The following is a 14292-nucleotide window of genomic DNA, read 5'->3' as shown; positions in this document are numbered from 1 at the left end:
GCACAATAAAAAACTTCAATTAGTGTTTTAGAATTCCAATAAAACCCGTTGCGCTGAAAATCCAGGACCAAAACTCAACATTATACCTTTTTCTCCTTTCTTCGGTTTTTGGTCCATTACACGTTCCAAAACATATAAGACAGTTGCACTTGACATATTGCCGTACAAACGCAGTACTTCTTTGGTTGCATCAATATTTTTTCCTAAATCTGAAAATAATTCTTCTACGGTCTGAACAATTTTCTTTCCTCCAGGATGAAAAATCAGATGATCAATGTCTTCAATTTTAAGATTGTTTTTTGCCAAAAAGGGATGAATGATATCAGGAAAATGAGCTGCAATAGTATTAGGTACTTCCACATCTAAAATCATTTGCAAACCTGTATTGGTCAATTTAAAACCCATCATGTGTTCATTATCATAAAAGTGATACATGGATTGATCTAAAATTGTGGGCCCTTCAGCATCTTCATGCGAAGAAAGCAAAACGCAAGCTGCACCGTCTCCAAAAATTGCCGCGCTTACAATATTGGGCATAGAATAGTCGTCCAATTGGTAGGTTGCCGACGGACTTTCCACCGCAATTACTGCTGCTTTTTTATTTGGATTGGCTTTTAGAAAATTTTGAGCATAAATAATGCCCGAAATTCCAGCCGCACAACCCATTTCAGTAACCGGAAGTCTGACGATATCTTGCCTTAATTTTAACTTGTTAATTAAATAAGCATCTAAGGACGGAATCATTATTCCAGTACAACTTACCGTTATAATGTAATCCAACTCCTCGCCTTTCCAGCCTGCCTTATCTAAGGCTTTTGCAAGAACTTGCTCTCCTAAAATGGTTACTTCTCTTGCGTAAATATCATTTTTATCTGCAAATGTGGTTGCGGTAAATACTTCAATTGGATCCATGATGGAATACCGCTTGTCTACCGCTGCACCTTGAAAAATCTTCTTCACCTTACGAATAAAACGACTGTCTTGTCCCTCCAACCAAACGTCTAAAAAAGGCATTACTTCGGCAGTAGTTACGGAATATTTGGGCAATTGTTTTGCAACTTGTACGATTTTTACACTCATATATTTTGAATAATCCATTGGTATCTAAAGGCCCACTTCCATTGGATGTTGTATTTTTTAAATTTTAATTTTTCTGAAAAGTCAATCAACTCTTTCTTTTTGAAGCCTCTCAGAATTGAAACCAGGCCGTCTTCTCGAGACATTCTATTGAGTTGAAAAAGTACACATAAAATTTGAAACAGTCGATACGCAACCGCACTTCTTTGCAAATCATTTATGACCATACCCAATTTTGAGGAATTTTTAAAAATGCTCAAGATGTCCATTATTTCACTGTCCTTAAAATGATGCAAGGTTAAAGTACAAACGATGACGTCACACTGTAGTTCTGCTAGATTCATCGTGAAAATGTCTTCGCAGAGATAGTTAATATTACGATAATCAGAAGATAAATTAATTGCATGATTTATGGTAAAAGCATTAGCATCAATTCCAATCAATTTAAAATTATAGCCGTTTTTAATTCCGAAATCTGCTATTTTACGCAACATGTCGCCGTTTCCGCAACCTACATCTGCAATAGTAAAAGAGGTGTTTTTATCACGCTCATTCAAAATTTCCTTTAGCCCGTTTAAAGTAAGTTTATTCCCCCCTAACAATTGATTTATTTTTGCAATTTTGTCCAAAGCATCTCTTAATTCTTCACCTTCAAGTGCAAAATCATCCATAATTTCAGGCGCATCGGTACGGTATTTTGTATTTATTGTCATTGATTTGGTATTGGAATTAATTTGCCATGCGTCTTTTGGATGATGTACTTAAAAAGAGTTGGAAACCGCGTTATAGTCTTCATACATACTTTAGTCAAAGCAGGATTCAACAAAAGTGCTGACAAATAGCGTCCCATTCTCAATCTACTTTTGAACGTTTTTTTCCAAACTCGTTCGTAATCCATTTCTAATTTTTCTCTTGAAAACACAGCTGCATTTAAATTAGTATGAATTAGTTCTGAAGCTATTTTTGCGCTATGAATTGCCATTGCCATTCCGTTTCCACACAAAGGATGGATCAATCCTGCCGCATCTCCGATCATTAAAACGTGGTTTTCTACTGCTTTCTTATCATCAAATGAAATCTGACTGATTGTCAATGGACTTTCAAAAAGCATTTCTGCATTTCTCAAAATATCTTTTAAACCATTATTCTTATACAGTACAGATGCTGTGAATTCTGGTATAGTTTTGTGCTTTTTAAAAACTTCTGTTTGTACAATATAGCAAATATTCAATTGGTTATCCTCTACTTTAGAAACACCGCAATAACCACCTTCAAAAGGAAACAAGCCCACTTTATTGTTTGCAAAATTTCCTTGGAAATGTGCCTTAACCGCCATCCAATGCGATTTCTTCTGTATAAATTTGCGCTCCAGTTGCACATCAATTACAGATCTTTTTCCAAAACTTCCTATGGCAATTTGCGCTTCAATTTGCAAACCTGAATTCAGATCCACTTTAAAGGAACCGTCGTGAAAACGAATGGCACTTACTGTTTCATGAATGAACTGGCAATTCTGCGCTTTTGCTTTTCGATATAAAAGATTGTCTAATAAAAATCTACTGATTCCAAATCCTCCCAAGGGTAAAATGACCTCTGATGTGTTAAACTTATCCATTTCTAATCGGAATGTATTAATGCGCTGACTTTGATCAACAATATCCTGTAAATCAAGCCATTTAAAGTAATCGAGTACTTCATTTGAAATATACTCGCCACATACTTTATGTCTGGGATACGTGTTTTTTTCAATGACCGTTACTGCATGTCCTAATTTGGAAAGATGAATTGCCGCTGTTAAACCCGCTAAACCACCACCGAGAATGAGAATTGGAACTTTCATAGTGTTGTAAATATAGACAAAACTGACATTAGACAATATATAAATTTAATCATATTTCACATTCCGCTATGAGCTGTGGCAGTCAAATTAAACTACGATTAGGTGTTAATTGGATGCACTTCATCATAAAGTGTTTATATAGCACTAAAAAAGCCTTGACTGGAAAATCAAGACTTCTTAAAATTAAGCATTATGTAAAATTATACTTTAATGTTTCCTTGAATGGAATCATCATAAGTTTCACCTACAATTGCTCCAAAAAGTTGTTTTACTGTGGCAACTGCAATACCATTTTTGGTATCCCAATAATACCCTTCTGTAGGAATAAATTCCAATACTGTTATTCGTGGATCATCTTCTCCTTCTGTAAACCAGGTTTTCATTGTAGGTTGCCACAATTCATGAATCTTAGTTTTGTTCTGAGAAATATTTACGCTTCCGTAAAGTGACAAGTAGTTGCTAAAAGAAGATCCTTGAAACAATAATTGTGCTTTTGGATTTTCTTGCAATTCTAAATTTTTGTGGCTGTCTTTTGCGCTTAAAAACCAAATGGTCCCGTTATCATCTACTTTTTGTGGCGCCATTGGTCGGGTTTCGAAAGGTTTATCGGTCTCAATTGCCGTACAAAATAAGCACGTATCTGCTTTATCCACCAATTCCTTTACTTTTTCAACACCTTCTTGACCCGTTAAGTTTTCGAAGTTTTTTTCTTCCTGATTTTTGTCAATACTATTCATAGCTTTATTTTTTTTATAAAATTATAAATATTTTGACTTCAATGTCTTACAAAATTATTAGTAAAGTTTTTGAAATATGAAACTTTGCTAGTGCAATTGATCAATAGAATTGATATAATCTAAAATTTCATCCACCTCAAAAACATGACTAGGCGACATCGATGAAAGTGCACTTTGCGGCATGAAAGGCATAACTGCATTTTCAGGATTTTGTAAAATGACCACTCCACCTTCACGTTGAATAGCTTTTAAACCATTTGTACCATCAGAATTTGCACCCGAAAGTAAAATAGCGATACATTTAGAACCATAAGCGGCAGCGGCAGATTCAAAAGAAACATCAATGCTTGGACGACTGTAATTTACTTTTTCAGATACATCTAAAGATAGTATTCCGTCTTTTTCAAATAAAAGATGGTAATCTGAAGGTGCTAAGAAAATGTGACCACACTCCAAGTTGACCTTATCTTCAACTCTCGTTAAAGGAACATTGGTTCTCAATGATATTAAATCTTCTAGTGTAGAATCTTCTGCGCTTTTTCTATGTAAAATTATTGCAATGGCAAAGTTCTCAATCGGGTTCAAATTGGGGAGAATGGCCATTAAAACTTCTAGACTTCCCGCAGAACCTCCAATTAAGAGCAGACTGCAATTTTTCTTTAAATCATTTTCTTCCATATTTTCTCTTTTTCAAATTGCTTAAAACGATGTTGTATTGACGAAAATTTAATAGTTTCTTTTGTACCCAACGCTAAATAACCAAGTTTGGAAAGACTTTGATCAAATAATTCTAATGCGATTCGCTGAAAATCTTTGTCAAAATAAATTAGTACATTCCTGCATAAGATCAAATCAAACTCATTAAATGAACCATCAATAACAAGATTATGCTGCGAAAAAACCATTCGATCAATCAATTCATCGCTGAATTTTGCAAAGCCATAATTGGCAATGTAATAATCTGAGAAATCATTTTTACCACTGGCAATTCTATAATTTTCAGCATATTGTTGGATAGTCCTTAAAGGAAACAATCCCTTTTTTGCAATTTCCAAAACTGCAGGATTTAAATCAGTTGCATATAACAATGACTTATGCAATACGTTTAATTCTTTTAATAAAATGGCTACTGAAAACACTTCTTCGCCCGTGGCGCAGCCAGCATGCCAAATACGTATAAATGGCTTAGTTGCTAAGATAGGTAATATTTCTGTTCTTAACGTCCTGTAAAAGGAAGGATCACGAAACATTTCAGTAACATTTACGGTGATTTCTTCTACAAGATGTTTAAAATAGTCTTCATCAGAACGCGCTCTACTTAAAAAATCCGAAAAATCTGTAAAACCATCCATTGTGTACAAACGTTCTACACGCCTTCTAAAAGACGCGGCAGAATAACCACTAAAGTCATATCCGTGGTATTTATATAATTCTTCAATTAAAATAGCTATTTCGCGATCTTGCAACATAATTTACAATGCGTTTAAGATATGCAGTAATTTTTCCACATCTATAGGTTTCGAAATATAATCATTTGCACCAGCTTCTAAACAGCGTTCTTTATCACCAACCATTGCTTGTGCGGTAACTGCAATTATTGGAACATTTTGATAATGCGGCAATTTTTTAATTAACGGAATAGCATCATAACCATCCATATCAGGCATCATCATGTCCATTAAAATGATATCAAAATCACTTTCTGCTTTTAAAACAGTGATGGCCTCTGGAGCACTTAAGCATGAAATACAAGTGAAAGATTTCGCTTTCAGGGTTGCCATTAATGCAAAAATATTTCTAGAATCATCGTCTACAATTAATACTTTCTTACGATTCATTTCAAAAAATTATAAGTTTATACTTTATCATACAGCCAAACCCTCAATAAGGACAATAGCTGATCAACGTCTACTGGTTTTGTAATATAATCCGATGCTCCCGCATTGATACATTTGTCCCGATCTCCCGTCATAGCTTTTGCAGTTACGGCAATTACAGGTAAGTTTTTCCACTTTTTATTATCCCTAATCATTGTAGCAGTCTCATAACCATCCATGTTAGGCATCATCATGTCAAGCAATACTACGTCTATTGAAGTATCGTTATACAATGCTTTAATGGCTTCTTTACCATCAATCGCTGTAACCACATTCATCTTTACGGATTCCAAAGCTTTTGTCAATGAATAGATATTTCGGACGTCATCATCCACCACTAAAACTGTTTTACCGTTGAGAATGTTATTGAGTTTATTCAACTTTTGATTGTTGTCTTTCTTCCCATCTTCCATTAAATGTAGAAATAAGGAAACCTCATCCAGCATTCGTTGATAAGAATAAGCTGTTTTGACAACAATAGAATCTGCATACTTTCTAATTTTTTGCTCCTCAATCATCGACAAACTTTTGCCCGTAAAAACAATTACGGGAAGATGATCCATTCCCTTATTTTTCTTTATTTTATCTAAAATTTCATAGGCTTGCTTATCTGGGATTCCCATATCTAGAATAACGCAATCCATTTCTGGATTTTCTAGTGCTGCAAGTCCGTCTTCTATCTTACTTTTAATATCAGAATTTATATTATTACTATCTAAAAAAGAGGAAAGCGCCTTTGCATGTTTGGTATTGTCCTCAATAATTAAAACTTTTTGACTTCCGCGATTGACATAATGTTCAATTTTCTTAAAAATTTCAGGTAATTTTTCAAACGCTACAGGCTTGTCTAAGAAGTTGACCGCTCCTTTCAATAAACTTTCCTGCTTCATTTTATGCGAAGACATAATGTGAACAGGTATGTGTCTCGTTAACGGATTCGCTTTTAATTCTTCCATAACTTCCCAACCGCTTTTAATAGGCAATTGAATATCTAGTAAAACGCCTAATGGCTTATAAGTAAGTGCTAAATTTAAAGCGTAATCTCCACGAACAGTTACAACTCCTTTATACCCTTTATCTCTTGTAAATTCCAGCAGTGATTTAGCAAAATTAACATCATCTTCAACAATTAATATTACTTTATCATTTTCGGTGATGTTGGCTTTATCGTCTGGAATAGCTTCGGGAATAAAAGCACTGATGTACTGTTCACGATCCTGCATTTTTTCAGTTTCTATTTGGTGATTTTCCTCTTCAAAATTAGAAATTTCTTCCACTGCTCTATCATTGTTTTGGAAATTTAGAGGAATAATCGGAATACTTAAAGTGAAGGTGCTCCCTTTATTAATTTCACTTTGCAACGTAATTTCGCCACCAAGTAACTTCGCTAATTCTCTACTGATGGAAAGTCCTAAACCTGTACCACCATATTTTCGTTTTGTAGAACCGTCGGCTTGTTGAAAAGCTTCAAAAATAAGTGGCTGCTTGTTCAATGGAATACCTATTCCTGTATCAGTTACCTTAAAGTAAACGTTATGGTCTTGGTTTTTATACTTTACAATTTCCATTGTAACCGATCCTTCTTTTGTAAACTTGATCGCGTTAGAAATTAAATTTTTCAAAATTTGCTCCAATCGTACTTGATCTGATTTAATGAAAAGCGGTGCTTGATTGCTTACAATTTTAAAATTAATATTTTTCTCTTTGGCAACCACATTAAAAAGATTGTATAGATTGGTCGAAATATCATTGATCATAATATCTGAATTATCCAAGTCCATTTTCCCCGCTTCAATTTTAGACAAATCGAGTATTTCATCAATTAATCCCAAGAGACCGTTTCCAGAACTTTGAATTACCTTGGCAAATTCGATCTGCTCTGCATTCATATTTGCGTCATTATTTTCAGACAACAATCGACTTAAAAGCAAGATGGAATTCAACGGTGTACGAAGTTCATGAGACATATTTGCCAAGAACTCCGATTTATATCGTGTGGTTAATTCTAAATCTTCGGATTTCTTCTGTATTTCTACGTTTCTTTCCTCAAGCAATGTGCCTCTTTCTGACAATTCCTCATTGGTTTGCTGCAATTCTTCTTGCTGAACACGCAATTCTTCTTCTGATGCTTGCAACCTTTCTGTTTGTGTTTCAAGTTCCGCATTCATTCCCTCTAATTCAGAATGTTGGGCTTTCAATTCCTCAGATTGAGCTTCTGTCTCCTCTAGAAGTTCTTGCACTCGTTTTCTATTTACAGCCGCATTGATAGCAATAGCAATATTATTGGCAACACTACTCAGATATTCTATTTCCAATTCTGTATACATTTTGACAGAAACCAATTCGATTACACCGGTAACAAAGCCATCAATGATTGGAAATGCAAGAATATGTTTTGGTTTAATCTCGCCCAAAGCATAAGTAATTCGTACATGGTCTTCATCAAAGTTTTTCAGCTCCATCATTTTCTTTGAAATAGCTGCTTGACCAGTCAGGCCTTCGCCAAATTGCAAACGCTGGTGCGCATGATCTGGAATATAGCTAAAACTAGCGGCTACCACCAAGCTGTTTTTATCACTTAAATAAAGTACTCCGGCGTTACTTTCTGTATATTCAGCAAGGTAATTAATGATGTCTTTGGATAATTGTGACAAATCTTTCTCGCCAATCATCACCTCATTTAAGGAAGCAATACCCGCTTTAATCCATTCTCGACTTGCTAAAATATTAAAATTTTCTTGTAGCGATTCGCTCATTTGATTTAAGGAAATTCCAATATTTCCCAAAGCGCCATCGCTATCATCTACCTTTATGGAGTAATCACCTCGTGTAATTTTCTGAGCAGCAACACTTACCATTTCTATACGTTTGGCGGTATCGTGTTCATTCTCTTGTAACATTTTAGCCATTTCTGAACGCTTCTTAAAATCGTTTAGAATTCGAACAAAAAACAAGACACTTAGCGAAATTGCAATAAGCGCGGCAAAAATAATTAGAATACTGCTATAAACGCCATAATCCTTGGACCTATCTGTTCGGGCTTTAAGAGCGGCTAAAGCATCATTTTCAATATTAAAATAAAGAGAACGTAAAGTATCCATTATCTCTTTACCTTGATTAAGATCTTCAGACCCAATTGCCAGTCCCTGACGTTTGAGATACACTTTTTCTTTTAAATAATTATAAAATTTTTGATGCTCCGTCTTAATCGCTCTAATTCGAATTTCCTGCTCTTTATTTCCATCCGTTAAACTTTCGAGCGATTTTATCGTTTCATCCAGCTCCATTTTACTTTGCAAGTACCGACTTAGAAAATTATCATTTCCTGTGACCAAAAAGCCTCTGACTCCAGACTGTGCATCTAAAATAATACGCTGCGAATTATTCAAGTTATAAATAATTTGCTGACTGTGATTAACAGCTTTGTTACTTTCTAGCAAACTATTGATACTAAAAAATGACGCAGTGGAACTAATCACTAATATTACCACTGAAATAGCCGAGCTTATAATTAAATTTCTTCTAAAATTACTTTCCATATCAATCTTGAATACAATATTATAAAGGTAAAATTACAATGAAGCTAGCACCCTCGTCCACTTTGCTTTTTGCAGTAATAATCCCGTTGTGTTTTTCTATAATTTTTTTTGCAATAGCAAGGCCTATTCCTGTACCTTCGTAAAGTTTGCGGTTATTTAAACTTTGAAAAATGATAAAGATTTTGTGTAATAGACTTTCGTCAAAACCAATCCCATTATCTTTAACTATAATTTTACAAAATTTACCTTTTTGATCTTCCGGACTATCAATTGATTTGTCAGCAACTTGAGTCCAGGTAACAGAGATAATTGGAGGAATTCCAGGCTTGGTAAATTTAAGCGCGTTACCAATTAGGTTTTGAAAAACTTGACGCAATTGACTTGGTATTCCTGGAATTATCGGAAGTTTTGAAATCGTTATCGTAGGTTGCTTTGGGTGTACTTCCGAATCTAAATCATCCAACACTTCCTTCATAACCATATTTAGGTCTGTTTCTTCTAAACTAACTGCAGCAGACAAGCGTGAATAAACCAATAAATCATCTATTAAAAGTCGCATCCGTCGAGCTGAGTTTTCTGCACGATCAATATAATCTACAGCCGGACTGTCTTTTTCAATAAAACGGTCTTTGACCATTTTTACAATCATCTCGATTTTACGAATGGGCTCTTTCAAATCATGTGAAACAACCCAAGCAAACTGCTGTAATTCTGTATTGCTAAATTCTAAATCTTCATTCTTTAAAATCATTTCTTTAGTGCGTTCCTGAACTAAACTCTCCAACTGTTCATTTGCTGTTTTCTGCTGATGAATATCTGTAAAAGTACCCACCCACTTAGTAATTATTCCTGCTGATTGGATTGGAGCCACTTTCATCATAAAGTAGCAGAAATTACTGGATTTTAATTCCTGCAATCTTATTTCTGAAGTAAATTGTTTTCCCTTTTTTAAACTCGCCTTCCACTTGTCCCAAATCTTTTCATCATCCGGGTGTCTTTTTGGAAAGGTCATTTTATCATTCGAGTAGTCAAACCACTGTTGATTAACATATTCTAAAGTACCCTCTTGTGAAAGTACAAAAGCCATTTGTGGTAAGGATTCTAATACAAATTGCAACTGTTGCATTTCTGACGACAATTTGTCCTGAGCTGCTTTTCTGATTTCAATCTCAGTGGATAGCATTTCTTGAATTCGCTTTAAATCGCGTTGCTGTTCCGAAATTTTCAAAAAAGACTTCACTTTTAAAATCAATAAATCAGGATCAACAGGTTTTGTGATGTAATCTACCGCTCCTGAAGCATAACCACGAGAAATATATTTTTTCTCTTTACTAATTGCAGATAGAAATAGCACAGGAATGTCTTTTGTTCGGTTGCTTTGCGCCAATATTTCAGCTACTTCAAAACCGTCCATACCCGGCATTTGAACGTCTAGAATAATTAATGAATAATATGTTTTGAGAATTTTCTTTAAAGCCTCTTCACCTGAATTGGCCACTTCAACGCTCAATCCATGTACTTCAAGTGTTTTCTTTAAAGCAATTAAATTGGCATCTATGTCATCTACAATAAGTATCATACTAAAAATTTACAGCAATTATTGGGAACCGTTGAAAACTAAACAGCTTTCATTCAATTACATATTTTTACTACATTCAAATAAAAAATCGCTTTTGTACATTGATTGACAAAGCGATTTACTAAAATAGTTATATGCAATGGGAGTCGATAATTTTACTCCTGTTCAAAAATACTATATTTTAATTCAAAATTATTACTTTTTTCCAATAATACATTGTAAAACTACACTGTAACAATCTACTTGTATTCTAGCTTTAAACGAGACATTTTATTCTTCCGTGTCAAGATTTCAGCTACTGCGGCAATGCGGCAAGGAAAAACATTTTCATAATCTTCTTCATTTATAACTGTGGGTTCAAAATGTAAGGCGTCACATTTTAAGGCAAGTGACAGCAAAGTGTCATTGATAATTGTGTTTACAGCAAAAGAAGTAGTTCCACAAAAATTGTACGTATTTACTTTAAATGAACACGGTTCTACTACTTTTGTAGATTTACTAAATGGATTCCAAAAACTTTGAACACAAATTTCTTGATTATTTTCCTTAAGAATTGCAGCAATCGCCCTTGAACTCATATCTGTATTTGACATTTGAGGTAATGAAGCAATCTTATCGTAAAAGGCTGCATTTTGCAAAATCTCATTTGCCTTTTTGACGGTATTTTCAACTTTATGATTTTTTCCTGTGTATAATAGTTTAATCATATTTTCTACATTTTAAGAACTATTTTAGATTTCAAATTATCGATTAATTTTCTTCATTAGTCAACTTTCCGCACTATAATCAAATGTAAATAGTAAACGAAAGTCAATCCATACGGCAAATGACTTATCTTAATTTCTATAATTGCTAACTCCTCTACATATAATTTTTGATTTGTCTAAATTACAAATCAATATTCAATTCAAATGTTAATCATTGTGAAGTGACCCTTTTAGTTTGTGAAATCATCATTATGGTTTACAGTAATCCATTTACAATTAAAATTCTATTTCAAAATCATCGAGTTCTCTATTACAATACATTAAAAAAGATTAAAGCACTCAATCAAATATTGGACAAATTTACCTCAAAATCTAAATTTGGCATGATTATCCATTGTTCAAAACAGATAAAAAAACCTTTTCGTAAACATTAATTATCAGACCAATAGAAATCCAAATCATAATATTAACCAAATTTAATTAAAAAACTATTAACTATGAGACATTCCTTAAAATTTCTATTTTTAGCGCTATTTGCTACAATTTTTTTTAGTTGCAAACAAAATTCAGAGACAGAAGAATCCACAACTGAAGTGATGGACGATAAATCCGAAAATTCAGCACTTATCTCTTCATCCGCAGCCGCCGTGAATACTAATAGTACTAGAAAATTTATACGAACTGCAGACGTAAAATTTAGCGTAAAAAACGTCGCGAAATCTACATACGCAATTGAAGACGCTACCACTAAATTTGGAGGTTTTGTCACTTTTACCGACTTAGAAAGCACTATTTCAAATGAAGAAAGGACTAAAATCAGTCCAGACAGTACTTTAATAACTACTAAATATATAGTAGAAAATAACATCACAATTCGAGTTCCAAATACTAGTTTAGACACCGTTCTTAAAACCATTGCAAAACAAATTCACTTCCTAAATCATAGAGTTATAAAAGCTGACGATGTTTCATTGCAAATGTTATCAAATGAAATGATGCAAAAAAGAAGTACTTCTTCAGAGAAACGTTTGGAAAATGCAATTGATTCTAAAGGTAAAAAGTTGAATGACCTGACCGATGCAGAAGAAAAATTGGATAACAAAAAGGAGCAAAAAGATGCTTCTAAAATTCAAAATCTTTCACTAAATGACCAAGTCAATTTTAGTACAATTACTTTAAATATTTATCAAGATGAAAGTACTAATCAAGAAATGGTTGCAAATGAAAAAAGCATAAATTCCTACAGACCTAATATCGGTTTACAACTTTTAGATAGTTTAAAAACCGGTTGGTTTATGCTTGAGAATATAATTTCATTTATTGTTTTAATCTGGCCGCTGTTACTTTTCGGATTTCTAGGTTATTTTGGCTACAAAAAATTGAAAAGTAAAAAAGAATAAGTAAATAAAAAACCCCAAATTCCAATTATAAAACTGGAATTTGGGATTTAAATTATTAAACTATACTCGACTAAACGTGTAACGCTCTATTATCTGTAGCTGCTAAAGCTGCTTCTTTAATTGCTTCTGCAAATGTTGGATGTGCATGACTCATTCTAGAAATATCTTCCGCTGAAGCTTTGAATTCCATTGCTACAACCGCTTCTGCAATTAAATCTGCACAACGAGCACCAATCATGTGAACACCTAAAACCTCATCTGTTTTTTTATCAGCAAGGATTTTCACAAATCCGTCTAAATCTCCTCCAGCTCTCGCTCTTCCTAATGCTTTGAAAGGAAAACTTCCAGCTTTGTAATCTACTCCAGCCTCTTTCAATTGCTCTTCTGTTTTTCCAACAGCGGCAACTTCAGGCCATGTATATACTACACCTGGAATCAAATTGTAATCAATATGTGGTTTTTGACCTGCAATTATTTCAGCAACCATTGTACCTTCTTCTTCTGCTTTATGAGCCAACATCGCTCCACGAACAACATCACCAATTGCATAAATATTTGAAACATTGGTTTGTAAATGGTCGTTTACTTCTACCATTCCTCTGTCTGTTATTTTCACGCCTGCTTTATCTGCATTCAAACCATTTGTAAATGGTTTTCTTCCCACAGAAACTAAAGCATAATCACCTTCTAAAGAAATTGTTTCTCCTTTAGCATTTTCAGCTTTCACAGTAACAACATCTCCGTCTCTTTCAACAGATTGTACCTTGTGAGAAACATAGAATTTCATTCCTTGTTTCTTTAATACTTTTGTCAATTCTTTTGATAATGAACTGTCCATTCCTGGAATAATTCGGTCTAAATATTCTACAACAGAAACTTGAGCTCCCAAACGTAAATAGACTTGACCTAATTCAATACCGATAACTCCACCACCAATAACGATAAGGTGTCTAGGAACTTCTGGTAATTTTAACGCTTCCGTAGAAGTCATTACTCTTTCTTTATCTAAAGTAATGAAAGGTAAATTTGCCGGTTTAGAACCTGTAGCAATGATGATGTTTTTTCCTTCAATAACTTCTGAAGAACCATCATTTTTATCAATCTTAACATGTGTTGCATCTTCAAAAGAACCTGTTCCTTCAAAAACGGTCACTTTGTTTTTGTCCATTAAATATTTAACTCCACCGCTTGTTTGGTCTACAACGGCTTGTTTTCTATCGATCATTTTTTGAAGATTCACTTTAACTTCGCCAGTCACTTCAATTCCATGATCTGCAAAATGTTTCATTTCAGCATAATGGTGTGAAGAAGCCAACATTGCTTTAGAAGGAATACATCCTACATTTAAACAAGTTCCTCCAAGTGAAGAATATTTTTCAATAATTGCAGTTTTCATTCCCAATTGTGCACAACGAATCGCTGCAACATAACCTCCAGGACCTGAACCAATAATGACTACGTCAAATGAACTCATGATATATTTTTTTGTGTGTTTAAATTTTTCCCAACAAATTTACGGAAGTTTTTTTATTTAAG

12 protein-coding genes are annotated in these 14292 nt (G+C 33.9%); 1 reads left to right on the top strand and 11 read right to left on the bottom strand.

The window, feature by feature from the left end:
• Positions 1-27: 27 nt before the first annotated feature.
• From H602_RS0100355 to H602_RS0100310, 10 genes are all read right to left on the bottom strand, one after another.
• Positions 28-1080: a type III polyketide synthase gene (locus tag H602_RS0100355; protein WP_026976230.1), complete on the bottom strand. Its 1053-nt coding sequence runs from the start codon at positions 1078-1080 to the stop codon at positions 28-30.
• Entirely contained in the window at positions 1077-1790 is a 714-nt protein-coding gene (locus H602_RS0100350) for a methyltransferase domain-containing protein (RefSeq protein WP_026976229.1), read from the bottom strand. The genes H602_RS0100355 and H602_RS0100350 overlap by 4 nt, the downstream gene beginning before the upstream one ends.
• The gene (locus tag H602_RS0100345; protein ID WP_026976228.1) at positions 1787-2917 is read right to left on the bottom strand and encodes an NAD(P)/FAD-dependent oxidoreductase; all 1131 of its coding nucleotides are present in this window, start codon (positions 2915-2917) and stop codon (positions 1787-1789) included. Before H602_RS0100345 ends, H602_RS0100350 begins: the two co-directional genes overlap by 4 nt.
• Before the next feature lie 200 nt (positions 2918-3117).
• Positions 3118-3654, bottom strand: coding sequence for a pyridoxamine 5'-phosphate oxidase family protein (locus H602_RS0100340; protein WP_026976227.1), 537 nt, complete (start codon positions 3652-3654; stop codon positions 3118-3120).
• Between the two features lie 87 nt (positions 3655-3741).
• Positions 3742-4332: a chemotaxis protein CheB gene (locus H602_RS0100335; RefSeq protein ID WP_026976226.1), complete on the bottom strand. Its 591-nt coding sequence runs from the start codon at positions 4330-4332 to the stop codon at positions 3742-3744.
• A complete protein-coding gene (locus H602_RS0100330; RefSeq protein ID WP_026976225.1) occupies positions 4314-5123 on the bottom strand; it encodes a CheR family methyltransferase in 810 nt (269 codons plus the stop codon). The genes H602_RS0100335 and H602_RS0100330 overlap by 19 nt, the downstream gene beginning before the upstream one ends.
• A gap of 3 nt (positions 5124-5126) precedes the next feature.
• Positions 5127-5492: a response regulator gene (locus H602_RS0100325; RefSeq protein ID WP_026976224.1), complete on the bottom strand. Its 366-nt coding sequence runs from the start codon at positions 5490-5492 to the stop codon at positions 5127-5129.
• 17 nt (positions 5493-5509) lie between these two features.
• The gene (locus H602_RS0100320) at positions 5510-9070 is read right to left on the bottom strand and encodes a response regulator (protein ID WP_026976223.1); all 3561 of its coding nucleotides are present in this window, start codon (positions 9068-9070) and stop codon (positions 5510-5512) included.
• A 19-nt stretch (positions 9071-9089) separates the two neighbouring features.
• A complete protein-coding gene (locus tag H602_RS0100315; protein WP_026976222.1) occupies positions 9090-10649 on the bottom strand; it encodes a hybrid sensor histidine kinase/response regulator in 1560 nt (519 codons plus the stop codon).
• A 239-nt stretch (positions 10650-10888) separates the two neighbouring features.
• The gene (locus H602_RS0100310) at positions 10889-11356 is read right to left on the bottom strand and encodes a hypothetical protein (RefSeq protein WP_026976221.1); all 468 of its coding nucleotides are present in this window, start codon (positions 11354-11356) and stop codon (positions 10889-10891) included.
• 497 nt (positions 11357-11853) lie between these two features.
• On the opposite strand from H602_RS0100310, the gene H602_RS0100305 reads away from it, so the two are divergent.
• Positions 11854-12756, top strand: coding sequence for a DUF4349 domain-containing protein (locus tag H602_RS0100305; RefSeq protein ID WP_026976220.1), 903 nt, complete (start codon positions 11854-11856; stop codon positions 12754-12756).
• Between the two features lie 70 nt (positions 12757-12826).
• Here the strand turns inward: H602_RS0100305 and lpdA are convergent, their stop codons facing one another.
• On the bottom strand, positions 12827-14230 hold the full coding sequence (lpdA, locus tag H602_RS0100300) for a dihydrolipoyl dehydrogenase (RefSeq protein WP_026976219.1): 1404 nt from the start codon (positions 14228-14230) through the stop codon (positions 12827-12829).
• Positions 14231-14292 lie beyond the last annotated feature (62 nt).

Origin of the sequence: Flavobacterium tegetincola DSM 22377, assembly GCF_000425485.1 — a bacterium.
Taxonomy (GTDB): domain Bacteria; phylum Bacteroidota; class Bacteroidia; order Flavobacteriales; family Flavobacteriaceae; genus Flavobacterium; species Flavobacterium tegetincola.
The sequence above is the reverse complement of the archived record's forward strand: the minus strand, read 5'-3'. Positions and strand labels throughout refer to the sequence as shown.